Here is a 24,901-nt window from a genome sequence, read left to right as displayed (position 1 = left end):
GACGTTCTCACCCGATTGCCGACTCAAAAGGCCAGCGACATCGCAGCATTGCTGCCTCATCGCTGGCAACCGGCGGATCCCATCCGCTAGTTCAGTTCGCCAAGACGGGTTTGCTGGCCGCTTACGGCAGAAGCGCCAAGAGCACACGGTGAATCTCGATGCATTGATCGGGTTGAATGTCGCCGTAATCGCCATTCAAATACACCGGATCGTTGCCGCATCTGTTTCGAACGAACAACACCTTTTTGCCGTCCAGTTCGTTGACGAAGCGATCAATTCTCCGGGCATATTTCTTCCGCAAATCCGGAAGCTGCTTTTCGACGTCGTCCACAATCACGCGACCTTCTTCATCTCTCGCGAAATCGTGGTGATACATGAGATTGAACCGCGTATCGACAACGGTGCCTCGATCCGCAGGAATAGCCAGATGCGACGGCTCGAAAAGGCCGCTGAATCGCGCATCGAGAACGTCGAGCAGAGCTTGGAAGGGCGTCATCCACCAATCGAACGGATAAGCCGTTCGCGTCTCGAAGTGATGGCGGATATTCCCGGTCACTTCGCAATTCGAGCCAATGCTTATGACCCGATCGTACGATCGGACGCGCTTATTCTTTCGGTTAAAGACGGCGAATTTCTCGAGGAACTTTAGCTTGGCTTGCATGAAAGTTTCGGCGGCAATGCATATCGCACCGGAACTCTAAGTAAAGCAAACCAACGGGGCTGAGTGTGTGATGGGCGTCACAAATCGTGACGCATGGATTGGAATGCTCAATCGGTGCAGCGTCGCTCCTGCCAGGGACTATCTCGAACAACCGGTTTCAGGAGGGGCGCGATTGCCCGACCGTAGCGCCTTCGCCCATCGCTTTCGCGCGTAGTTGCAATTCAGCCTCGCCCCTCGCAAGCTTGGCCAGCATTTCCGCATTGCGAACGATCAGGCGTCGATAGTCACGTTCGATCACCTCTCCGTCGATAAGAGAACGGATCGCGCGCGATACTGTTTCGCGGCTGACGTTGGCCATGATCGCAATGGCCTGCTGGTTGGGTAGATTCTCGATTGTCAACAGGCCGCCTGCACTCGTTTTCATGGAAGCCTCGAGCACTGAATAGACCCTGGCGTAAGCGCGCGTCAGACCGAGCATCGACCGGTAATTCGAAGCCTGGCGAATCGTGCGGCACAGCCGTTGCAACAGCGCCTCCACCACTGCGGGATTACGGTAAAACAGCGTTTGCGCCTGATGCTTTGGCAAAAAGCCGACCACTGATTCCGTGATCGCAATGATCGAAGCCGAGCGAGGACCGCCGTCGATAATCGACAGCTCGCCAAAATAGTCACCCGGCTCGACGAAATCGAGTCCCACCTCGCGGCCGTCTTCCGACAGTGCGATCACCTGCAGGCGGCCGGACATCAACATGAGTAGCGATGAACCGGCGTCGCCCTTATGAACGACGAATTCCCGCTTCGAGAAGCGGCGATAGCGAATGTGGCGGCTGGTCTCTTCAATGACTTCGTTCGCAACGTTGCGTAGCAGCTTTTGTTGTTTCAAGAGATCAATGGCCTTTAATGGGCCGTCACTGATCCTTTCTTCTTCGGTCGACATCTCTCTCAATTGTAATTTGCTGACACGGGCACGCAGGACGATATGCGTATCGAGCGCTGGCATCTGTGACGGCCGTCACATCCTAATTACAAAATTTCGCTAATCATTACCGGATTATTCGATCGCAGTGCCGTGAGGATCTCGGGGAAAAGATCAGATGCAGGAACGCATACTTCGAGGGGGTCGTTCGGCCGCATTGCAGTTCGTTGTTTGCACGGCGTTTCTTGTGCACCATGACGCGCATGCGGAGTCCGCGACGATTGGCAATGCAGTCCTCGTGATTGGACAGGCGTGTGCACAACGCGCGCAAACGTTTTGCACCCCGCTTGCCAAAGGCGCCTCCATTGAGCAGGGCGACACTGTCGAGACGGGCAAAGATGGCTACGTGTACATCACCACGGTCGATCGCGGCTTTATCAGTGTGCGACCCAATTCATCGCTGACATTCGAACGCTACGAATACAACCCGGCCGATCCGCGCAAGACGGTCATCAAGCTGTCGCTGACGAGGGGCATGGTGCGCGAGATATCGGGTACGGGTGCTCAGGCCGCACGCGACCACTATCGGATGAACACTCCGGTCGCCGCGCTCGGCGTGCGCGGCACCGATTTCACCGTGTTCACCGACGAAAACGTGACGCGCGCAGACGTGCTTAGCGGCGGCATCGTGATGACGCCGTTGGGCGCCGGCTGCTCGGCGACGGGTGTGGGTCCTTGCGAGGGCTCGGCTGCGGCACAGCTATTTGCTGGCAAACCGAACGAATGGCTGCAGGTGTATCGCGGCAGCGCTCGCCCTGTCGTAATCGACTCTGGACCGTCGCTGGTGATGTCCGAGCAGGCAGCGTCCGAGTTGAAGAGCGAGGAAAACAGCGCTCGCGCGGCGACCGCCCAGGCACCGGTCAGTCCGGGCGTTGCGCCTGCGGAGTTAAGCTTCCCGCTGACGACACCTGCCCCCCCCGATCCGGCGACGCCGGCAGCACCAGCGGTACCCGTCGTCGACCCAGCGCCGGAGGCGCAGATCTTCTGGGGACGCTATAAGTCGCTGGGTTCGTACGGCGCGGACACGACGTTGACGGCGCTGGTGCAGCAAGGCAGCGAACAGGTTAGCCTGACGGGGACGGGGCCTTTCGCGATGACCCGCGCGCCGCAGACGGAGATGGTGATGCCCACCTCCGGCAACTTCAAATTCGGGCTTCAGGCGGCGCAAGCGTTCGTGGTCAATGCAACGACGGGCGCGGCGACGGAGGCGCAGATCAGCAGTCCGCTACTGTCGATCGATTTCGGCACGCGTGCTTTTCAGACGAGCATGAACCTCAGCGCCAACGGCGCGAGCTATGCGATTTCGGGAAGCGGCAGCGTGACTCCGGACGGCAAGCTCGTCAGCGAATTCGGCGTTTCGCGGGCGCTCGTCAGAGGTGTGCTCGCCGGCAAGAATGCCACGCAGGCGGGCTATCTGTTCACGCAGTCTCTCGGCGGGAGCAATGCGGCCTATGGAGCGACCCAGTGGTCCCGGTAGCAGGCCCTGGCACGCTGGACCAAATTCGCCTCACGATATTCGCCCTGATCTCACTGCTAGGCTGCTTGCTGGCGACCGGAGCATGGTCGCCTGAACCATATAGCCGGCTCGGCTATGCGCTCGACGACTGGCAGCAGAAGCAATTGATCACGGCCGCACCGGACCCGCGCATTGCTCTCGTCGACATCGACGAGCGCTCTCTCGATGCGATCGGGCCGTGGCCATGGCCACGCGCCGTGATGGCGCGGCTCGCGCAGACGCTGTTCACGCGTTATCACGCGAAAGCGGTCGGCCTCGACATCATGTTTCCCGAAGCAGGACCGGACGACGGCGATCGCGCACTGCTCGACATCGCGCATCAGTATCCGCTCGTGTTCGCGCAGGCATTCGCGCTCTCGGAGGGAGCGGGGGCGCCTCATGCGGGGCATGTCGGCGGCGCGCTGCCGACAGGCACACACGTTGCCCATGCGCCGGTGGCGTCGGGATTCGTCGGCAATTTCTTTAGTGATCCAGAGATCTGCGTCGGGCATGTGACACCGCACGCCAGTGTGGACGGGGTGGTCCGTTCCGTCGCCCCGGTGATCCAGTACGCAAACGCCGTCTATCCGATGCTCGCATGGCAGTTGATCCATTGCCGCAATGCGAGCACCTTGCCGCTCGCATCGCTCGCCAGCCTGCCGATTGACTCGCAAGGCCTGATGCATGTGCCGTTCCAGCATTCGCTTCAGTCGCTCGACGTGGTATCCGCTTTCGATGTGCTCACGCAAAGGGTGCCATCTTCCCTGCTGGCGCACCGTTATGTGCTGGTCGGCTCGTCGGCGCTCGGGCTCACGGATCACGTCGCATCGCCGATCGAACCATGGTTGCCGGCGGTCATCGTGCATGCCGAACTGCTTGGCGAACTGCTCGATCTGGGCTCGCACGACGAGTCGCAAGCGCAGGCGGCATGGCTACCGATCGTCTGGGCGGCGTGCTCGATCGTGATCTTCGCGGTGCTGTTCCGCCAGCAACGCGCGACGATTGCGCTGGTGTTGATCGTCGTGACGACGTCATTGTGGCTTGGTCTGCTGGCTTCGACACGCAGTGTGCCCACACAACTGGCCGCACTGCCGTTGATTCCCGCGGCGGTGTTCCTGCTGGTGCAGGCGCCCGTCGAGTGGATTTATTCGCAGGCGGCGATGCGATCGTTCGAGCGCCGCTTCAGCCACTATTTGCCGCCGACGGTGCTGCGCGAAATCATCCGCGAGCGGGGACTCGCGACCTTCAAGCCGGAGCGTCGGCAGATATCTGTGTTGTTCGTCGATATCGAAGGCTACACGCGGCTCGCCGAGCAGATGCCACCCGAGCATCTGCTCGCGATGACGGAAGTCGTGCTGACGCGTCTGACCGGCTGCGTGCACGACACGGACGGAACGCTGGATAAATACATGGGCGACGCATTGATGGCATTCTGGGGCGCTCCGCTCGCGCAGCCCGACCATGCGGATCGCGCTCTCGATTGTGCGAGCGCGATGCTGCGCGAGTTGGCGGCGCTCAATCATAGTGGGCTGCCTGTGTTCGACGGTAGGACGATTCGCGTTCGCATAGGCGTGAATAGCGGACCCGCGGTGGTCGGTGAAATCGGCTCCAGTTCGCGTAAGTCCTACACCGCGATTGGCGACACGGTCAACGTGGCGTCGCGGCTCCAGGAGTATGCGAAGACGCTCGAAGCCACATTGTTGATCGGCCACGAAACTGCGCGGCAGAGCGAACGTCATCGTCTGAAGACCTGCTCTCAGGTGGCACTGCGTGGGCGCGACACCGCCGAATGGCTTTATACGATGCACGAAGGCGATACCCATGCGATTCATTGAGCGGCGCATTCACGCGCTGCCGTCGCGTGGTTCATGGCGCGCAATCGTCGGAGTGGTGCTGCGTGCGCTCGGCATCGGAGTGATCAGCGCACTGGTATCTCACGCAATGGCGCAGACCCCGGAAAGTCTCTTCGATCAGACCATCGATGAAGATCTGCAAGCGCAGGCCGAGGTTGCGATCAGTGACGGAGATCGCCAGCGCGCGCTATTGCTGCTGAATGAAGTGGTACGGCGTGACCCCCGCCAGGCAGGCGCGCTACTCGATGCGGCGATTCTGTATTGCCAGCTGGGGGAGCGCACGCGCTCGCTAGAAACGCTCGCGCGTATCGAAGCAAAATACGACGTGCCACCCGCCATCGAGAAGCTGATCGTCTTCTATCGCGCGAGCGCGTGTACACCGAGTGGCCCGCGGCCGCAGTTGATCGTGAGCGTCGGAGCGGGCGTCACGTCGAACGCGAATTATGGACCGTCGAATTCCGTCGTGACTTTCGCGCCCAGTGCGCCAGTCAATTCGCTGATCCTCGCACCGGAAAGCCTTGCGCACGGTGACCAGTACATTGAATCGGCGGTGCAGGGCGAGTTGCCGATTTCGTCCGTGCCAGGTCTGGCACTGCTCGCTGGACTAACCAATCGTCAGTACCGCAGTCAGCACAGCTTCGACCAGCGCTCCGCGACGATCGGTCTTGCCGACAGGACCAGTGTGATGCATGGCGAGCTTTATAACCAGCTCACCGCAGATATGCTGTGGCTCGGTACGCGCGTCTATCAGCGCGATATCGGCTGGCACGCGAATTTCTGGCTGCCGCCGTCGGCATGGCGGTCGATGCTCACGCGCGGCGGCCTAGATCTGACGGTGCTGGATTCCGCGTATCCCGGCAACTCGCTCTATGACTCGGTGTATGTCGAAGTGCGTGCGGCGTTCCAGGCTCGCATCGGTGAGCGCGCCTCGGTGCAACTATTCGTCGGTCCAGCATGGGACAAGCCGTTGAACCGACGCCCCGGCGGATCGCAGCACGGTTATTCGGCCTGGCTGTCGGCCGATTACGACATGGCCCGTCATGGCCAACTCGAAGCAGTCTTGCAGCAGCGAACGCTGATCGACGCGGATGCGTATGACCCAGTATTCTTCGGCACGCTGGGTCGACACCAGACCATACACGCGGCTTCGCTGCGCTACACATATCCAATGGTGCGCGGCTGGTCGGTGTATGCCCAGGCATCGGCAGGGCGGGTCTCCAATTCGATCTCGCTCTTTGCCTACTCCGTGTACAGCGGCTCGCTCGGTCTGTCGTGGAAGTACTAACGCGACAAGCGCCGCGCTAATCGCTAGAATAGATCTACTTCACCGCCAGGTTCGCGCAATGAAAAGTCCGATCATAATTTCTGAGTCGAATACCCCAACTAGTCAGGACCAATCCGTGTGTCTGGAATGGCAAGGGTTCCAGCATCAGTCGTATGACTCGGTCGACAATCTGCTGCGCGAGTTCACGCATGCCGCATCGACCCATGCATCGACCCATGCAACGAACGAGGCCGCCGCAGTCGAGGTCACGGTGGTGGGCCAATTCGATGGCTTGCTGCCGCTGAGCCACTATCTGTTGTAGGGCGTACCGCTGGCCGCGGATACGCCTTTCCCATACCCCTCTACGCCAGCACCTGCGCGAGCGACTTCGAGTAAGTCGCGGCGATCGCAGTCCAATCTCCCTCTGCTTCAACACGGCGGCGCGCATTGCGCGTCATCGCATCACGCTCCGCCTGCGTCAATTGCAACATCGCTTCAATGCCATCGGCGAAGTAGTTGGCTTCTGCGCACAGGTATTCATGGCCGGCGCGATAGCCGAGGCCGCGCGCCCCAAATTCAGTACTCACCACCGGCAGACCCACAGCAGCGTATTCGAGCAATTTCAGGTTGGTCCCTGAGCCGGAAATTACCGGGTTCAGGCCCAGGTCGCTGATTTCAAGCCACGTGGCCTTTTCTGCATCGCTGACCACACCCACGAGACCGACGTTGGACGGCAGCTCCCAGGTCTGGACCGAGTGGCATACCGAACCCAGCAATACGAAGTGGACCGAAGGCAAGCGCGTGGCTGCTTCGACGATCAAGCGCGCGGCATCGATGTTCGGGCCGTGCGCGCTACCCATGAAGAGGGCCAGCGGATGCGCGACACGCAGCGCCGCGCGGCGGCGCTCCATCTGCGCGCCTGCGCGCAACGGCGTCGCCGCGACGTCGATGCCGTTGGGAACGACGATCATCTTCGCGGCATCGCCTGCCGTCCCGTAGAGCTCGCCCATGCGTTCGCGATCCCGCTCCGAGCACGCGGTGACGAGCGCCGCGTCGAGTACGGCACGGCGCTCCAGCGCAAGGACCTGATCGACGGCCCAGCGATGTGGGCCGTAAATGTCGGCCTTCAGATCGGCTTCGACATTGTGCGCTTCGTAGACGAAGGGTTTGGACGTGACTTCGCGCAATGCGGGCATTGCGTACGGATGAGAGCACACGATCAGGTCGGCGCGTCGCGCGAGTGCGTCGATCGCGTCTAGCCATTCGGGGGCCGAGGTTGGATGCATGGCGGCCGCGATATCTTCAGCGGAAGCGCCCAGCGAGCGTTCGAGCTGATACTCGGCTTCAGTGAATTCCTGTGACTTCGGCACCAGTTCCTCGGTAAAGCCATCCGCGAGATTGCGCGTACCTCGCATACCCACTGGCGCCAGATTGACGAACTGCACGTCGAAGTGTTCGGCGACCCGTTTGTACAGCCCATGCAGGCGCAGCTTGCCGCCACTGATCACCGGGGTGATCGGATAGGTATTGAGCACGCCAAGCACCGGCTTCGTCCGCCTGGTGACGATCGCCGGGGCGGCGACTGTTGCGTCGGCTGCCTGACCGTCGGAAGCCACTTGTCTGCCGGCAGCGAGCAGCGCATCGCACAGCGTGGTCCAACTCAGATGCTCAACGCTCTTGCGCCCGGCCAATCCCATATTCCGCGCTTCGGTGAGATCGCCGCAAACCCGCCGCAACGCGCCGGCGAGCGCAGGCGCATCCGGTTCAACGACCAGTCCCGAGCGCTGATGCTCGATCAGTTCGAGCGGACCGCCCGAATCGGTAGTGGTGATGACCGGCTTCGAGGCCAGCATCGCTTCGAGCGTGATAAGCCCATAGTCTTCATCACGCGGCACGAACGGCACGCAGACTGCGCGCGCATACTCCCGCGCGAGCTGAACATCGGTGATGCGTCCGAGAAAATGAATGCCGCGATGACCCGCGGCGGCCGCGCGCAAGCGCGCTTCATCGGGGCCGCTGCCGGCAATATGCAGTGGCACCTCCACCTTGCTCTGCCGGTAAGCCTCGATGATCAGATCGATACGCTTGGCCGGGTCCAGACGGCTGGCGCTGAAGATGGCTTCCTGCGGGCCAGGCGCGAGCCCCTTCAGACCGGTCGGATGATGATGGACCGCGACCTTTACGCCGGCGGGGAAATAGCCTTCGCGCGCCGCGACCACCTGCGAAATCGCGGCATAGTGAACGATCTTGTCAGGCCGCATCGCGATCGCGTCGAGCAGGCGTATCACCGCGCGCGTGACGGGCCCTGGAAACGCCCAGCAAGCCGCTTGCGGCGCGCGCTGCCACGCTGCGTCGAGCGCGTCGAGCAGTTCGTCGAGTTCGAGGTTCGCCGCATCGCGCTTGACGAGCGCGTCCACGATACGCGCCGGCATGCCGAGCGCGAGCAGTGGGTCGGGTTCGAACTGCGTCGGCATAGCCGATGGGTAGCAGTCGTAAAGGCCGCGCAGCGTGTGCTGAAGATAGACGACGTGATTGCGATGTCGAATCGCCCAAGCGGGGTACTTGGTGCTGATCACCATGTCGAAGTGATCGAGATCCAGTCGTAAGAACTGCCGATAGCTGGCCAGCAGTTCGCCCATGTTGCCTTCGCGGGTTGGCAGTTTCATCAGTTCCGCCACGATTCCCGGCCGTGCGTTCAGCGCGTCGAGCAGGCCCCACCACAGGTTCTCAGCGCCGCCGATCACAAAGGGGACCGGGCTCGGCGCGACAATGGCAATTCTCATGGGAGATCAGGTTAGAGAGGTTGGGTAAGCTGCTCGATCACACCGCGCCACGAGATGTTCGCCGCCCGGTAGGCTTCGAGGCCGCGCACGCCGGCGTCGGCAGCTTTGCGCGGATGTTGCGCGAGCCAGTCGAGGCGCTGGGCGAGCGCCTTGGCGTCGGGTGGCTCGATCCAGCCCGTTTCGCCGTCGCGAACGAACTCCAGAGGTCCGCCGGAGTCGGTGCAGGTAATCACGGGTTTCGACGACAGCATTGCTTCGAGTGTGATGTATCCGTAGTCTTCATCGAAAGCCGGAAACACCACGGCCAGCGCGCGTGCGTAAAAGGCGCGCTTTTCTGCCTCGGTCACATGTCCGATCAGCGCGACGCGGCTACCCACGTCATGTTGTTCGATGAGCCGGGCAAGGACCTCGCGCTGACCGCCGTCGCCTGCCAGCAGGATCTTCAGCGGCGAGTGCATATGACGCGCCGCTTCGATGAGCAACGATTGCCGCTTCAGCGTTTCCAGGCGACTCGGGAAAAATACATACGGCAAAGCCTGATCGCAGCGGAACGACTCCGCGTCTGCCGGCGGATGATAGAGCGGCGTCGCTTCGATCCGGTTGAAGTCGCGCAAGCGTTCGGCGACACGCCGCGAATTCGCGAACACCAGGTTCGCGCGCGAGAGCGCGGCGTTGTCGAACGCGATCACCTGAGCGCGCAGCTGCTTAAGATCGGCGGTTGCCTGCGCGGCATCGTACAGTTCATAAACCGCGCGATGCTGGTGCATGACCCATACCCGGTGATTCGGGTGGCTGATTCCATAGCCCGGAAATTGCAGGCTGATCACCTGGTCGATCGTGACGCCGTTCGGACGGATGAAATCGAGCGACTGCGCATGTTCCATCGCTCGCGCGATGTCCCGTTCCGGCGAAAAGCGAAAAGGCAGACGCAGCAGCTCCACCTCATGTCCCGCCCGTTGCAACTCACGGACTACGCCGGCAATGTGATACGAAGCGCCACCGTGCATGAATGGCACCATGTTCGCCGTCACCAGAATCTTCACGCCGGCGCTCCTGCTGCGGTCCGTTTGCGTCCATACACAGCAAAGTCCTGCGGACCGCAGAGATGGCCGTTGACGCGCTCGGTCAGCGGATCGTTGCCCGGCACCTTCGCTTCTTCCGGGTATGGGCTGCTGCGAATGATGTCAATCTCTTTGAAGTGGTGATACTTCAGCAGGAACGTAATCGCGCTCGGCGTTATCGGGTTGCGGTGTGTGAAGTCGTGATAGAACGTGTGACTGCCGACCAGTATGTTCTCCGGGTTCGGCGTTTCGAACAGGACCGAACCGCCTTCCACCAGCACCCGGTAGCTTTCCTGCACGAGCGCGAACAGATAGTCGAATGGCAGATGCTCGATGATGTGAAAACCGGTGACTGCGGCGACCGAGCCTGTCGGCAAACTGCGCAGATACTTCAGTGCGTCCGTATGGCGGGCGTCGAAGCCTTGCGCAATACAGGCTTTGACCATGACCGGGCTGACGTCGATACCGATTGCGTCGTGGCCTAGCTCGCGCACATACGAGAGCCATTCCCCCCGGCCGCAGCCAATATCCACGATCTGATGCGTGAGTCTGCCCGCGCGCGGAACATTCGTCGCGAGCCAGTCGTCATAGATCGCCAGCTTCGCGAGCACGTTCTCACGCGAGCCGCGATTGTCATCTTCGAATGCAAGGTAATAGGCGTCGATGATTTCCGGCGCCACTGCGAGGCCTTTGCGAAACTGTACCTGCAGATCGTCCACGCGTCGTGATAGTTCTTCGGACCGCGCGGCCTGGCGCATCACGGCACCGACAGTGTTTTCGAAGCGGCTCCGCCACGCGACCAGTGAACGGGAGAGCAGGCGCCGCGCATAGACGCCGTCGGCATATCGTCCGACTCGTGACGCCAGCGCGCTGAGTCCCGCATGGCGCAGCACCCGCTGCGCGAGTGTCACGCCAATGGCGAGGCGAAGCCCCGGCACCTGCACGCCAGTGCGCCGCCCTTCTTCCGACATGCGCAGCTTCGCCAGCAGCACGAGCCGGCTGGCGCCGTTCTTCAGTTGACCGACGTAATTGGCCCGGCCCGCTGGATCGGACTCGCGGCGTAACACGAGCCGATAGGCGCCATCGACGAAAACCTCGTCCTCGGCAAGCATCAGCTGTTCGATCGATGCGGGAGCGCAAAGGCCGGCGACATCCAATCCGGCTCCGGCGGGCGATACGGCATGCCCCAGCGCAGCCTTTGCAGTTGTGTCGCTCGGGCCGGCATGGGCAGCTGCTTCCGCCTTGACACGCGCAATCAGATCTTGAAGTACTGCGTTGGTCATGATTCTCGTAACGTGGGTTGTTCCAATTCCCGTACAGGGGATTGAGCAAATTGCGCCGGCACGTAGCACAGTCCGGAGAAGGGCACATGCTGAAAGCCGGCGATTTCGAAAGTCGCGGCCGCATCCCACCAGTGCTGGCAATCGTGCACGTGGGTGTCGTCCGAATGCAGGGCGACCGTAACCGTATATTTGCCAGGCGCGAAATTTAGCGGCAGCGAAAAGCGGCAACAAACGCTATTGCCGGCGGAGAAGTGCGCCTGCTTGCGCAACAACGCGGTATTGGTGCCGAACACGTCCTGGCCAAAGCGATCGCGAATCAGAATGCCAACTGATAGCTGGGCGTCCTGGTCCGACTCGCATTCGAGGTCGATCGTCACTTCTTCGCCGGACGCAAATCGCATGGCCGGTCCGAAGCGACCTGACAGCACGACGTTGCGCACGCGGGTGCGCAACGCGCCGTACGATTCCGGTGTCGACTGGTTGGCTTGCGGCGCGTCGCTATCGATGCCCGCAATCAGCCGGTAATAGATCTGCGCGGCTTCTTCCGGCAAGCCGTCGTAGACGACTTCGCCGCCCGAAAGCAGGATGGCCCGATCGCATAGCAGCTTCACGGAGTTGATGTCGTGCGACACATACAGGATCGAGCCACCAGCGTCGCGAAACTCGCGAATGCGCTTCAGACACTTCTGTTGGAAGCGCGCGTCGCCGACCGCGAGCGCTTCGTCGACGATGAAGCACACCGGGTCCGCGTGAATCGCCACCGCGAAGCCGAGCCGCATGATCATCCCGGACGAATAGGTACGCAGCGGCGCGTCGATGAACTCAGCCAGTTCGGAAAAGGCGACGATCGCGTCGAAACGTTGTTCGATCTCTTCGCTCGTCATGCCGATCAGCCGCGCATTCACCGCGATGTTCTCGCGACCCGACAGCTTGCCGTCGAAGCCGGTGCCGAGTTCTAGCAGACCCGCAATTCGCCCCCGCCGCACTATCGACCCGGCATCGGGCAACAGCACGCCACTCACGAGCTTGAGCAAAGTCGATTTGCCCGCGCCGTTCTGGCCGAGCACGCCGATCGCCTCTCCCTGTCCCAGTGAGAACGAAACGTCCCGGAGTGCGGCATGCACGCGATGCCGCGGCTTGCGGGAAAAGCTTTCTATCAGGCGGTCAGCGGTGCGGTTGTAGATCTTGAAGCGCTTCGAGAGCCGTTCGATCTCCAGAACTGGTGGACCGTTCTGCGCGTGTGTCGTCACAACGTATCCCTCAGTTCAGATTGCAGACGGGTCAATAGAAGCCGCCCCGCCAGCAGGCTGAGTACCGCAGCGCCGAACAGTGCGAGCAGTTCCTTCGGTTGCGGGTATTGATGCCATACGATGATCGCGTGCACTGAGTCGATGGCCCAGAAGATCGGACTGAAGTGCAAGCCCTTCGCGGCCCACGGTGGCAGGATCGAAGCGAGGTAGACGACCGGCGTGAGCCAGAAGCCGAATTGCAGCACCACGTTCAGCACGTTCTTGATGTCGGGAATGAACACGTCGAGTGTACCGAGGACGATGCCAATGCCGTACGCGAACGCGCTCAGAAGCAGCGCGACGACCGGCAGCATCAGCCATTGCACACCGATCGGATGACCGATGACGAGCAGGAACATCGCGAAGAACGCCATCGTGATCGCATATACCGCCCACTCGGCGAGCACGATATGCATGGGCATCACCCACAGATCGACGCTTATCTTGCGGATCAGATGCGCCTTCGAGCTATAGACGGGGGTGAGCCGGTTCAGCAGGTTCGCGAACAGGTTCCACGTGAGCAGGCCGCCGATCAGATAGACGGTGTACAGATAGGGATCGGCATCCGCGCCGATGCGCGTGCGCATGAATTGGGAAAACACTGTGCTGAACAGCACCACGAAGGTCAGCGGCTGAATCAGCAGCCAGGCGGCACCCAGCGTATTTTCCCGATGCCGGTCGATGAGATCCTGACGCGACAGCAGGAGGACATGCGCGAGGCTTGTTCTTAATGTATGCATGAAACGGATTCGAGGTGGATCGCGGCGCTCGTCGGAACCGGCTTCGTCAGGCGAGAACCTGCCGGTAGACGGCGAGCGTTTCCTCGGCTGTGTTCTGCCAACTGAAGGATTGCGCACGGGCGATGCCGGCCGTGATCAACCGATCACGCAATGCGCGATCGTCGATCAGCGCCTGCATCGCTTCGGTAAATCCTTCGACATCGGTCGGCTCGCGCATGATGCCGGCATCACCTGCCACTTCCCGAAGCGCGTCGGCCGTCGAACACAATACCGGCACGCCAGCCGCCATGCCTTCGATGATGGGTAACCCGAACCCTTCATAGACGGATACATAGACGATCGCGAGCGCGCCCGCGGTCAGCAGCGGAATGTCGTCGTCTGACACATAGCCGAGCTTGCGCACGGAGCCTTCACGCAGACCCGGTTCAAGTGCGCGGTGCAACGTGTCCGTCAGCCATCCTTCGATGCCGATCAGCACGAGCGGGAACTGGCGCCGGACCTCGGCCGGCAGGCGCGCATGCGCGGCCAGCGCGGTTTGCAGATTCTTGCGTGGCTCCAGCGTGCCCACGGCCGCGAAGTACTGGCCATGTGCGAGACCGTGGCGGCCCAGTACTTTACTGGTCGCTTCGGAGGAATACGGCTGGAAACGCGTCGACACGCCGTTATACACGACCTTGATCTTCTCGGGCGCGACTGAAAAGCAGGCCTGTAATTCTTGCCGAACGAACTGCGATACCACGATGACCCGATCCGCGCGTTCGAGCGCGCGTGGAAAGTTCGCCCGCAATAGCGCGAGACGCTGGGCAGGGTGGTACTCCGGATAACGCACCCACGAGACATCGTGAGCGGTGATCACTGTCGGCCCGCGAAAGCGGAACGGAATGAAGTTCGGATCGTGATAGACCTGCGGAGCACGCCGCCGCCGGATGCCCGAATCGAAACGATACTGCTCGACGTGTGGCATGAAACGGTATGCGGAGGGCAAATACTTGCGCGCAAAACGTTTGGCACCGGCTGCCGCGATGGTGCGCCACGACTTCGTTGCTCGTGCATCTCCCGCGGCGGGCGCTGTCGTGCCGTTCTCATGCGACGAAGACCAGTGCGTGCCGTAAAAGAACCGCACGCTATGTCCCCGATGGACGAATTCGCGAGCCAGATTTGACGCGTACTGGCCAATACCCGTAAGCGGCGTGAGTAAAGCGCGCCCACCCATTGCGATGTCGAGCTGAGCGTCGGAATAGTTGTTGTCGAGCAAGGTACTGTCTGCAATAAGGATTCTGGGAGCAGCGGAAGTATCGGGTTTGTTTTCGCGAATAGATGTGACGGCCGTCACATTTCGCGCGCAATTGATCGAGCAGAATGAGCGCCTTCAGAACGGACCGGCGCACGGGGTGTCGGCCAAAGAATGACCACACTAGAAGTGAATCGAGAGGCGTTGCGAGACCGGCGTAACGAGCAAAGATGACCAGTAAAGTCAGAGTGCCGTCGAATGAAATCATTCAGGCGTTGTTAGGCTACCGCCGCGTGTTTCGCACGCTCGGCGCATTTAGCATGCTCATCAATCTTTTGATGCTCGTGCCGTCCATTTACATGCTGCAGGTATATGACCGCGTGCTGCCGAGCCGCAATGGCGTCACGTTGGCGATGCTGACGCTGATGATGCTCGGCATGTACGGGTTCTCGAGCGTGCTCGAATATGTGCGCAGCTTTATCGTGATCCGCATCGGCGGCAAGCTGGACATGCACCTGAACAGCCGCGTATATACCGCCGCGTTTGAAACGAATCTCAAACAACAGGGCGTCAATGCGGGGCAGTCTCTCAATGACCTGACCACGATCCGGCAGTTCGTCACCGGCAATGCGCTGTTCGCATTCTTTGATGCGCCGTGGTTCCCGATTTATCTGGCGGTTATCTTCATCTTCAATGTCTGGCTCGGCGTGTTCGCATTGGCGGGATCGGCGATCCTGATAGCACTGGCAATCGCCAACGAACGTGTTTCACGTCGTCCGCTGTCGGAGGCGACCAGCTTGTCGATTCGCTCCACCACACTCGCCACCGCGAATCTGCGCAATGCCGAGGTCATCGAGGCAATGGGCATGCTGCCCAACCTGATGGCGCGCTGGTCAGTCCTGAATGCGGGCTTTCTCTCGCGCCAGGCTGAAGCGAGTGAGAAAGCGGCGCTGGTCGGCAATGTCACGAAGTTCTTCAGGCTCTCATTGCAGTCCCTCGTACTGGGGATCGGCGCGCTGCTCGCGATCGACGGCAAGATCTCTCCGGGCATGATGATCGCAGGTTCGATCCTGATGGGCCGCGTGTTGGGTCCGCTGGAAATGGTGATTTCGGTCTGGCGTCAGTGGAGCGGCGCTCGCAGTGCGTATGACCGCCTCGTTGAACTGCTCAAGAATAATCCGGTGCGCCGTATCGGCATGACGCTGCCGCCGCCGACCGGACGGCTGACGCTCGAAGGCGTGAGCGCAGCGCCGCCGGGGATCCGTGTGCCGGTGGTGCAGGGCCTGTCATTCACGATCGAGGCCGGCGATGTGGTCGGGGTGATCGGACCCAGCGCGTCCGGGAAGTCGACGCTCGCACGGCTCATGGTCGGCGTGTGGCCTGCCGCGGTCGGCACCGTGCGGTTGGACGGCGCGGACATCTATCAGTGGGACAAGGATCAGCTCGGACCGCACATCGGTTATCTGCCGCAAGACATCGAACTGTTCGGCGGATCGATCGCGGAAAACATCGCCCGCTTCGGGCAGATCGAATCGGAGAAGGTCATCGAGGCGGCGAAGCTCGCCGGGGTTCACGAGATGATTCTGCGTCTGCCGAAAGGCTATGACACCTTGGTTGGCGATCGCGGCGCCGGGCTCTCCGGTGGCCAGAAGCAACGCATCGGTCTGGCGCGTGCGCTGTATGGCAATCCGTCGTTTATCGTGCTCGACGAACCGAATTCGAACCTCGACGAAACCGGCGAGGCGGCGCTCAAGCTGGCGATCGAGCGCTTGCATGCAGCCGGCAAGACCGTCGTGCTGATTACGCATCGGACCAGCATCATTGCGGCTACGACCAAGCTACTGCTGCTCGTCGAAGGTCAACTCAGGATGTATGGGCCCACTGCGCATGTGCTGGCGGCCTTACAGAACGCGCCTGCGAATACGGCGGCTGCGCAATCGGCTGCTGCAAAAACGACCGCGACGGCTCAACCTGCCGCTACGGCTCAACCTGCCGCCTCAAACACGGCTTCGCCCAACCCTCATCAGCCATCCAACGCTCAAACAGCGGATGCGGATGCCACAGTCTGACCCGCAGATTTTCCATGGCTAATTCCACAAGCAAGAAAGCGGCGGCGCCTGCCATCGAGGTGCTCGGCACCGCATTGCCGCCGGTCGTCAATGTCGATGAATCGCGCTACGTCAAGATTGGCTGGACCGTCGTACTGGTCGGCATCGTAGGCTCGTTGCTGTGGGCCGGATTCGCGCCCCTCAGCAAGGGCACAGAGGTTCAGGGAACGGTGGTGGTGGCCGGCAATCGCAAGACGATCCAGCACCCGACCGGTGGCATCATTCGCGACATCCTCGTTCAGGATGGCGATCAGGTGAAGGCCGGGCAAGTGCTCATCAGGATGAACGACGTGCAGACGCGCTCGCAGAACGCGACCATCCGCGCGCAGTACCTGACCGAGCTCGCCACCAAGGCGCGCCTCGTCGCCGAGGCGACCAATGCCAAGACCATCGCCTTCCCGCGTGAGTTGACGGATGGTATCGCCGCACACGACCAGGAGGCCGAGGCTGATGTGCAGCTGCAGGAGCAACTGCTGAGCGCGCGCCGGCTGGCACTGAAGGCGTCGATTGGCGCGCTGCAGGAGAGCATCGCCGGATACCAGGCGCAGCTGGCTGGCGAAAACGACGCGCATGCTCAACGGCTGCTCGAGCACCAGGCGCTGCAGGACCAGTTGACCGGCGTTCGTGAGCTGGCGATCGAAGGATATGTGCCGCGCAGCAAGCTGAAGGACCTGCAACGTCAGGAAGCCGTGCTGAACGGCGAGATCGCGCACCAGGCCGGCGCCGCCGGGCAATTGGCGAGCCAGTCGGCCGAGGCGCGTCTGCGTATCGCGCAAGCGCAGGAAGACTATATGAAAGAGGTGCGCACGCAGTTGAGCGACGTGCAGCGTGACACCGAGGCATTGCGTAGCCGGCTGGACGAAAGCGAATTCAACCTTGCCAACAGCGAGGTCCGTTCTCCCGTCGACGGCACCGTCGTCGGGATGAGCGTCTTCACCGAAGGCGGCACGATCGGTCCCGGCGCGAAGCTGATGGATGTGGTGCCGACTGGCGAACCGCTGGAAGCGGAAGGGCACCTTGAAGTCAACCTGGTCGACAAGGTGGACACGGGAATGCCGGTCGACATGATGTTCACCGCATTCAACCAGAACACCACCCCGAGAGTGTCCGGCACGCTGACCTTTGTGTCCGCCGACCGCCTCGTCGACGAACACTCCGGTGCCCCTTACTACAGGGTGCGCGCCAAAGTGACCGAGCAGGGCATGAAACAGTTGCGCAAGCTGGATATCAAGCCGGGCATGCCGGTCGAGATATTCATCAATGCAGGTCAGCGTTCGATGCTGAGCTATCTGCTCAAGCCGATCTTCGATCGCGCACACACTGCATTCACGGAGGACTGAAGTGCAGCGCGTTTTTTCACTTCGGTCGTCTAACGCCCGTTCTACCGGCACGGCGCAGGCCGTTCCACGCCTGCGCACGTTGTTGCTGGCGATGTCGGTTGGCGCCGCAATGATCGCGCCACGTCCAGCGCTTGCGCTCGGCCTCGTCGATGCGTACGAAGCGGCGCTGGGCCATGATCCGATTCTCGCGGGCGCGGCGAAGCAGAAGGAAGCCGATGACACTAATGTCGGGATTGGCCGCTCGTATCTGTTGCCCAACGTCTCGGCGAATTACGCGCGATACCGCGACGTAACCGGTACGAAGAACATGGGTACGCCGTATGGGGACTATTCCACACATCAGGTCTACAGTGCCTATTCAGAAGGCGTTTCGCTGCGTCAGCCACTAATCAGCTTCGAAGGCATCGCGCGCTATCGCTACGGCAAGGCAATCGCGCTCGCCGGGGACGCGACGTTCGACGATAGCCGGCAGGATTTGCTAGTGCGCGTGCTAACTGCCTATACGGATACGGTCTTCGCGGAAGATCAGTTGTCGCTCGCGCTCGCGCAGAAAAGCGCGTTCGATGAACAGTACGCCGGCAATCAGGCGATGTTCAAAAACGGCGAGGGGACCCGCACGGATATCCTCGAAACGAAATCGAAGGCCGCGCTGGCAGAGGCCGATGTCGCCGACGCCCGCGATAGCCTGGATAACGCTGCGCATGCGCTCGAAGCGCTGACCGGTTTGCCGGCGTCGCTCGATGTCGCGGGTCTTGACCGTCTGAAGGACGACTTTCAACCGGTGCTGCCCGAGCCGCTCAGTTTCGATCATTGGCACGATATTGCGTTGGAAAACAACGCGCAGTTGATCGCTGGCCGGCACTCAGTTGAAGCGGCGCAGCAAAAGATGAAGATCGTGCAGGCGGGCTTTTATCCGCGCGTGGATCTGGTGGCGAGCGTTGGCCAGAATCAGTCGACCCAGACCAATGCGATCGGTGCTCGCTATCTGACCAAATCGGTCGGTGTTGAAGTCACGATACCGCTGTATTCCGGTGGGCTCGTGCGCGCGTCGACCCAACAGGAGCAGGCTAATTACGAACGTGCGCAATTCGAATTGCAAGACAAGACCGACAAGGTGTTGCTCGACCTGCGCAAACAATACAACCAGTGCGTGAGCAGCATGACGCGCATCGACTCCCTCAAAAGCGCCGTCGAATCCGCGATGCTGCAGATCGTGGCGACCCGCAAAAGCGTTCAGGCGGGCGTGCGCACCAATGCCGACGTATTGACGGCTACACAGCAGCTGTATTCGGCCAAACGCGATCTGGCGCGCGCGCGTTATCAGTTCCTGCTGGCAGATCTGCAACTCAAACACGCTGCCGGGATATTGACCGAGCAGGATCTGGTGGAGATTGCGCAGTCGTTCGTTCCACCTGCCCAGGTGGCGCCGCTCGCCAATGCCGTGGTGCCGACAGCGCGGGTTCATTGATCGATACCGTGCGCCACGCCCGGTCACGTGTGGGCGTGGTATTGGTGTGGCGGTTCTTTTTACTTTTTTCCTTAAAGATTGTGCTGGCACGCACAATCTTGTTTGGGCATCTGCACTAAATTAGGTGGCATTGTGGTCCGGCAGCATTTCCAATTGCCGAGTGCCGCGCAATCTCACCGAAATAGATCATGAAGCCCGATTCAATCACAAAGCGAAAGGCCACAAGCGGCAAAAGACTCGGTCTACGACGCTGGATCGTGGACTGGACCATCGAGCCGGCCGCGGCCTCAGGCCATATCAGCCTGTCGTTATACGTGGCGGGCGAGTCGGACGACAACGTTTGCTCGTCGACCACCCGGCATTTCCTCCTCCGACAGGATCGGTTAAGCGAATTGATCGATGCGCTGAACGGGACGCTGCAACATTCAAATGCTAGCCGCCTGCTCGAAGAACAGGCGCGCGCAGCTGATCCTGCCGTGGGTAATGACGCGGACACTGCCGGGGAGTCTGCAGAAAGGGATCAGCCTGATTTAACGTCGAACCACTTCTCACTCGGCGCTTATGGCCTCGTGGGTAATTGACGGCAGCGGGATGCGATTTCTTTAGGGCCATGCTTGATTTTAACGTTTGCGTGTCGCATCCCGCAGTGTTGGCTGGCCCTTCCGTTTGGCAAGGCCGGTTCTAGCCGGAGAGGGCAAACAAGCGCTCGTGCGTTACCGCGCCCAGCGCTCGTATTCTTTGCAAGGCTTTTTTAAAAGCTTTTTCCCGCATCAATTGCCTCTTTCTCAGGTCTGAGTTGCCCAGAAAAAAAGCAACTCTATCGCCGAGTCTCCAACTATTTGCGCTTTTGTGCGCGCCATCACAATTCGCGAACAACCCGACGTTGAAAATCCACCTGCGTTGTAGCTTTGTGGAAAACCGTCGTGTGATTCAAGTCAAATGAATCTGACGCGTCGACTCCCTAACGGCTCATGACGTATCACACATGTGTTGATTATTCGGACTCTATCGGAGAAGAATCAAATGGCTGCAGCACAATATTACGAAGAAGTACAACAGGCGTATCTGGCTTATTATGGCCGCCCGGCTGACCCCGCAGGTCAAGAATACTGGGCAATGCGGTTGGACAACGCCGGGGGCAACCTGAGCTCGATCATCAACGCGTTCGGTACGTCGACTGAATCGACCGCCCTGTACGGTGGCTCGAACATCGCAGCGCAAATCACCGCGATCTATCAGACGCTGTTCGGCCGTGCTCCTGACGCCGAAGGTCTGAACTTCTATCAACACGGCATTAACACCGGCGAATTCACGCTGGCTTCGGTCGCACTGAACATCTACTACGGCGCGACGGGCACCGACAAAGCTCAACTGGATGCCAAGCAGGCCTACGCTGACGCATTCACGAATGCTCTGTCGGCATCGGTGTCGGCGCAAATCGCCTACTCGGGCACGACCGCTTCGAACAATGCTCGCGCAGCCGTTGCAGCCGTGACTGACACGGCTTCGGAGGGTACTGCAGTCGGGAAACTGGACACGACGCTGGCGAACATCAATGCGGGCGCTGTTGGACAGACGTTTGTGCTCACTAATAGTATTGACACCGTCGTTGGCACCGCAGGCAACGATGTTATCAACGCAGCGCTGACGTCGACCGGCGCAGACACCTTTACGTCGCTCGACAAGATCGATGGCGGCGCAGGCAACGATACGTTCAACCTCGTGTCCGCTACGGGTAGCTTGGCTGCCGCTGCGGGCGCAACGGTTATGAATGTCGAAACCGTCAATCTGAGTTCCGCTGTTGCAATCACGAACGCCGACGTTTCCGGTTGGACCGGTCTGCAGACGTTGAATGTCGCTTCGGGTGGCGCCATCTCTGGCGTGAAGGCTGCCGCGACGACCGACATTAATGTGGCATCGGCCATTGCAGGCGTGAGCGTCAATGGTGGCAACAACGTGACCATCGCCAACGGCACTGCTGGCAATGTCAGCGTCGGCGCGACGACTGGTGCCGCCGGCAATGTTACCGTGACGAACACCGCAGTTGGTGGCACGATCGACATTAAAGCCGCTGGCACCGAAACCGCGACGACTACGGGTGGCGCGATCACGTTCAAGAACGGTACCTCGGTAAATGCGACGGCAGCGGGTGCGGTCAGCCTTGCGACTCGCACCGCTGACGCGGCTGCCCTTACTGCGGCAACGAACGCCAACACTGCAGCTTTGGCCGACACGGATGCATCCGGTCTGGCAAAGGCTGCCGCAGCCGCCAAGGTTACGGCTCTCGCCACGCTGTCAACGGCTATCGCCGCAGCCACGAATTCGTCGGCTGACGCCAGCACGGCGCTTTCGATTCAGGCCGCTACGACTACAGCTTTCCACGCCGGCGCGATCACCGCAGCAGACAAGATCGCAATCGACGCTGCCTTTATTACCGGTCTCACCACGTCGAATGCCGCAGCTGTGACCGCAGCTCAGGCAATCTTGACGCCGCTGCAGACCGCTGCAACGGCCGCAAGCAACGCAGCAATTGCAGCAGACGCAATCAATGACGCAAGTGCAGCTGCGGCCCTTGCTGCTGCTAACGCTGTGTCAACTGCTGATGCCGCTGCAGCTGCTTCGGTTGGTGCAGTGAACGTAATCGCTACGACCAACACTGCACTTGCTTCGGCAACCGTGACGGGCAACTACGGCGCATCGAACCTTATCACCGACAGTTCCACCCTGCAGAACACGCTGACGACCGTCACGCTGAACAATGCTGCGAACACAGTCATCAACGGCAATGCAGTTGCCAACGTGTCGGCTACTGGCATGTCGGGCAACGTGACGGTGAACGATACGGCATTGAATCATGCCGAGACCTTCACGCTGAGCGGCGTCACCGCTGGTACCTACACGGACGCCAATGCCACGACGGTGAATGTTGTCAGCAACGGCGCAGCAACGAACGTGCTGACGGGTCTGTCGGCAACCTTGGCAACCGCAGTGAACCTGTCGGGTGCAGCTGGCCTGAACTTTGGCACGACGACGTTTGCTGCCAATGCGGTCATCGACGCAAGCCAGTCGAGTGGCACGAACACGATCACCGTCGGCGCAGGTCAAACCTACACGGGTGGTTCGGGTGCAGACATCGTCACGACCAACGGTGGCTCGTTGCAAACGAAGGTGGTCGACGGCGGCGCAGGCACGGCTGACAAGCTGATTCTCGCTAACGACGCAGACTTCGCAACGACCGGCGCCGCCGAATTCAAGAACTTCGAAATCGCGCAGATCAGCAATGGCGTAACGGCTGATCTGAGCAAGTTCACAAACTCGGCATTCACGTCGGTAGTTCTGGATGGCGCGGTCGTCGAAGCGGACGGCCTGAACGCAACGCAAGCTGCTCATATTACGGTTGACCAAACCACGACGTCGGCGGTCATCGGTGTTGCCGGCGCAACGCAAGTTGGGCAACTGGACACCGTCAGCATCACGGTCGATGACGGCCTTCCGGTCCACGGCACGATCTCGCTTGGCGGCCTGTCGATTGCCGGTGTTGAAACGCTGAACGTCAACGCCGTCTCGGGCGTGACGATCGGCTCGCTGACGGGCGCAAGCGCACTGACGAACCTGAACGTCACGGGCGCAGGCAATGTCAGCATCACGACCGGCGCTCTGGCATTGAACGTGAACTCGGTGGTCGACGCGCACGCTGCCACTGGTACCGTGACGGTTGACGCCTCGTCGGCAACTGGCAATGGTCTGAAGATCGTCGGTAGCGCGACGGCGGCGAACCACCTGACTTCGAACGCTCTGAAGAGCGTTCTGATCGGTGGCGACGGTGGCGACACGCTGACGGGCGGTGCTGGTGACGACACGATCACTTCGGGCAACGGCAACAACACCATCCACGGTGGCGCTGGCTCGAACACGATCACGGTCGGCAACGGCGACAACCACATCGACGTCGTCGGTTCGACGACGGCTAACACGATCACCGCAGGCAACGGCTGGAACGTTATCAGTGGCGGCTCAGGCAACGACACGATCACGGTCGGCACCGGGGGCAACCTGATCACCGGCGGCGCTGGTGCAGATGTCATCACGTTCGGCGCACATGCTGCAGGCGTTGTCGACGGTCTGGTCTACGCTGCACTGACCGCTCCTGCGTCGAACGACACGGGTGCTGCTATCGTGGCGAGCGGCGCAGTTTCAGGTCTGGACGTCATCACCGGCATGCATGCTGGCGACACGATCAACTTGGGCGCTGCTGCAGGCACGCTGTCGAACGATTTGGCCGGCGCGTTCACCAACGCCGTTGCAGCTGGCACCGCATCGGTCGAAGTTGTTCGCGGTACGTTCAACGCTACGGCTCATACGTTCACGGCCTCGGCTTCGGGCGCTGACTCGATGGTTGAATGGGCTGACGGTACTGCCGCTCACGGCACTGCAGCGATCGTGCTGGTCGGTTACGCTGGCGCATCGGGCACGCATGTGGATGCATCCGGTCTGGTCCATCTTGGCTAAGTTCCAGACGGCAAAAGTTCCGCGTTCGGAACTTGCGCAAATGAAGTAATAACGCGAACAAAGGATCGCCTTTGTCCGCTGAAGGCCAGGCCACGAGCCTGGCCTTTTTTTGGTGGCGCTAACGTATCGAGAGCGCGTCGTTAGCTGCGAATCTTCAGATGTAGCGCAATGCTCGGATAACTTAGTAAAGTTTTCCGGCCGTGTCCACCGAGCCGTGCTTCGCCTGTGCTGACGGATAAACGTCCGATCCGGTGCTGCGCGGAGCTGGATCTAACCAGCTAAACAGGGGCGGCAAAGGTGCGCCACTCCAACGGGGCAAGTAAAGTCACGGTTAAGAGCGGTCCATGTGTAAAACTCTGGACCGGATCGGACAGACGATGTCAGGTCGTTCGGCTCAGTTCGGCCAGGAAGCGTCACTCGCTCGCCGCCGCGCAGCGACTGGAGATTGCCCCACATCGGACCCTGTCCCGCGACGGCTGAGGCTGGATACGATTTGGCATCACAGCGGTAACTAAAGGAATCCCCTCATGCCTGGCACTTTAAGCACGACTCCAGCAATCAAATAGCACGCAACGCAACTCAAAGCGCCGGTCACGCCAAACTTGACCAAGGGATTGGCATGCACGCTGCTCCATGAGAGTGCGATCGCCACCAAAATCGGGGGATGCAAGATGTATATCGTGTAGGCTCGTCTCGACAGGCGACGCATCAAGCGTAAGCGGCCAGCAAACCCGTCTTGGCGAACTGAACTAGCGGATGGGATCCGCCGGTTGCCAGCGATGAGGCAGCAATGCTGCGATGTCGCTGGCCTTTTGAGTCGGCAATCGGGTGAGAACGTCC

Annotated in this window: 17 protein-coding genes; 9 read left to right on the top strand and 8 right to left on the bottom strand. The window is 60.8% G+C overall.

The window, feature by feature from the left end; translation table 11 throughout:
* Positions 1-121 precede the first annotated feature (121 nt).
* Positions 122-661, bottom strand: a complete 540-nt coding sequence (locus AB3X96_RS40210; protein WP_368594136.1) for a DUF1796 family putative cysteine peptidase — start codon at positions 659-661, stop codon at positions 122-124.
* 157 nt (positions 662-818) lie between these two features.
* Positions 819-1,661 (bottom strand): Crp/Fnr family transcriptional regulator, encoded by an 843-nt coding sequence (locus tag AB3X96_RS40205; RefSeq protein WP_368594135.1) that lies wholly within the window; start codon positions 1,659-1,661, stop codon positions 819-821.
* 94 nt (positions 1,662-1,755) lie between these two features.
* On the opposite strand from AB3X96_RS40205, the gene AB3X96_RS40200 reads away from it, so the two are divergent.
* From AB3X96_RS40200 to AB3X96_RS40185, 4 genes are all read left to right on the top strand, one after another.
* Positions 1,756-3,114, top strand: a complete 1,359-nt coding sequence (locus AB3X96_RS40200) for a FecR domain-containing protein (RefSeq protein WP_368594134.1) — start codon at positions 1,756-1,758, stop codon at positions 3,112-3,114.
* The gene (locus AB3X96_RS40195; protein ID WP_368594133.1) at positions 3,102-4,967 is read left to right on the top strand and encodes a CHASE2 domain-containing protein; all 1,866 of its coding nucleotides are present in this window, start codon (positions 3,102-3,104) and stop codon (positions 4,965-4,967) included. The genes AB3X96_RS40200 and AB3X96_RS40195 overlap by 13 nt, the downstream gene beginning before the upstream one ends.
* Positions 4,954-6,270: a tetratricopeptide repeat protein gene (locus tag AB3X96_RS40190; protein WP_368594132.1), complete on the top strand. Its 1,317-nt coding sequence runs from the start codon at positions 4,954-4,956 to the stop codon at positions 6,268-6,270. The genes AB3X96_RS40195 and AB3X96_RS40190 overlap by 14 nt, the downstream gene beginning before the upstream one ends.
* 115 nt (positions 6,271-6,385) lie before the next feature.
* On the top strand, positions 6,386-6,571 hold the full coding sequence (locus AB3X96_RS40185) for a hypothetical protein (protein WP_176368505.1): 186 nt from the start codon (positions 6,386-6,388) through the stop codon (positions 6,569-6,571).
* A 40-nt stretch (positions 6,572-6,611) separates the two neighbouring features.
* Here AB3X96_RS40185 and AB3X96_RS40180 read toward each other — a convergent pair whose 3' ends face one another.
* The 6 genes from AB3X96_RS40180 to AB3X96_RS40155 are packed head-to-tail and all read right to left on the bottom strand — an operon-like array spanning position 6,612 to position 14,660.
* Positions 6,612-9,032 (bottom strand): glycosyltransferase family 4 protein, encoded by a 2,421-nt coding sequence (locus AB3X96_RS40180; protein WP_368594131.1) that lies wholly within the window; start codon positions 9,030-9,032, stop codon positions 6,612-6,614.
* Between the two features lie 11 nt (positions 9,033-9,043).
* Positions 9,044-10,075, bottom strand: a complete 1,032-nt coding sequence (locus AB3X96_RS40175; protein ID WP_368594130.1) for a glycosyltransferase family 4 protein — start codon at positions 10,073-10,075, stop codon at positions 9,044-9,046.
* Positions 10,072-11,376 (bottom strand): methyltransferase domain-containing protein, encoded by a 1,305-nt coding sequence (locus AB3X96_RS40170; protein WP_368594129.1) that lies wholly within the window; start codon positions 11,374-11,376, stop codon positions 10,072-10,074. Before AB3X96_RS40170 ends, AB3X96_RS40175 begins: the two co-directional genes overlap by 4 nt.
* Positions 11,373-12,626: an ABC transporter ATP-binding protein gene (locus AB3X96_RS40165; protein ID WP_368594128.1), complete on the bottom strand. Its 1,254-nt coding sequence runs from the start codon at positions 12,624-12,626 to the stop codon at positions 11,373-11,375. Before AB3X96_RS40165 ends, AB3X96_RS40170 begins: the two co-directional genes overlap by 4 nt.
* Positions 12,623-13,405: an ABC transporter permease gene (locus tag AB3X96_RS40160; protein ID WP_368594127.1), complete on the bottom strand. Its 783-nt coding sequence runs from the start codon at positions 13,403-13,405 to the stop codon at positions 12,623-12,625. The genes AB3X96_RS40165 and AB3X96_RS40160 overlap by 4 nt, the downstream gene beginning before the upstream one ends.
* 46 nt (positions 13,406-13,451) lie before the next feature.
* On the bottom strand, positions 13,452-14,660 hold the full coding sequence (locus AB3X96_RS40155) for a glycosyltransferase family 4 protein (RefSeq protein WP_368594126.1): 1,209 nt from the start codon (positions 14,658-14,660) through the stop codon (positions 13,452-13,454).
* Between the two features lie 206 nt (positions 14,661-14,866).
* Here AB3X96_RS40155 and AB3X96_RS40150 point away from each other — a divergent pair, with 206 nt between their 5' ends.
* From AB3X96_RS40150 to AB3X96_RS40130, 5 genes are all read left to right on the top strand, one after another.
* Positions 14,867-16,705, top strand: a complete 1,839-nt coding sequence (locus tag AB3X96_RS40150; protein ID WP_368594125.1) for a type I secretion system permease/ATPase — start codon at positions 14,867-14,869, stop codon at positions 16,703-16,705.
* 59 nt (positions 16,706-16,764) lie between these two features.
* Positions 16,765-18,084 carry an HlyD family type I secretion periplasmic adaptor subunit gene (locus tag AB3X96_RS40145; protein WP_368594124.1) on the top strand — a complete coding sequence of 440 codons (1,320 nt, stop codon included), beginning with the start codon at positions 16,765-16,767 and terminating at the stop codon, positions 18,082-18,084.
* A gap of 109 nt (positions 18,085-18,193) precedes the next feature.
* The gene (locus tag AB3X96_RS40140) at positions 18,194-19,552 is read left to right on the top strand and encodes a TolC family outer membrane protein (protein WP_368594123.1); all 1,359 of its coding nucleotides are present in this window, start codon (positions 18,194-18,196) and stop codon (positions 19,550-19,552) included.
* 188 nt (positions 19,553-19,740) lie between these two features.
* Positions 19,741-20,133, top strand: coding sequence for a hypothetical protein (locus tag AB3X96_RS40135; protein WP_368594122.1), 393 nt, complete (start codon positions 19,741-19,743; stop codon positions 20,131-20,133).
* 442 nt (positions 20,134-20,575) lie between these two features.
* The gene (locus AB3X96_RS40130) at positions 20,576-24,061 is read left to right on the top strand and encodes a beta strand repeat-containing protein (RefSeq protein WP_368594121.1); all 3,486 of its coding nucleotides are present in this window, start codon (positions 20,576-20,578) and stop codon (positions 24,059-24,061) included.
* Positions 24,062-24,901: the final 840 nt, after the last annotated feature.

The organism is Paraburkholderia sp. BR13439 (assembly GCF_040948805.1).
Classification (GTDB): domain Bacteria; phylum Pseudomonadota; class Gammaproteobacteria; order Burkholderiales; family Burkholderiaceae; genus Paraburkholderia; species Paraburkholderia youngii.
This window is presented reverse-complemented; position numbering and strand designations above follow the sequence as displayed.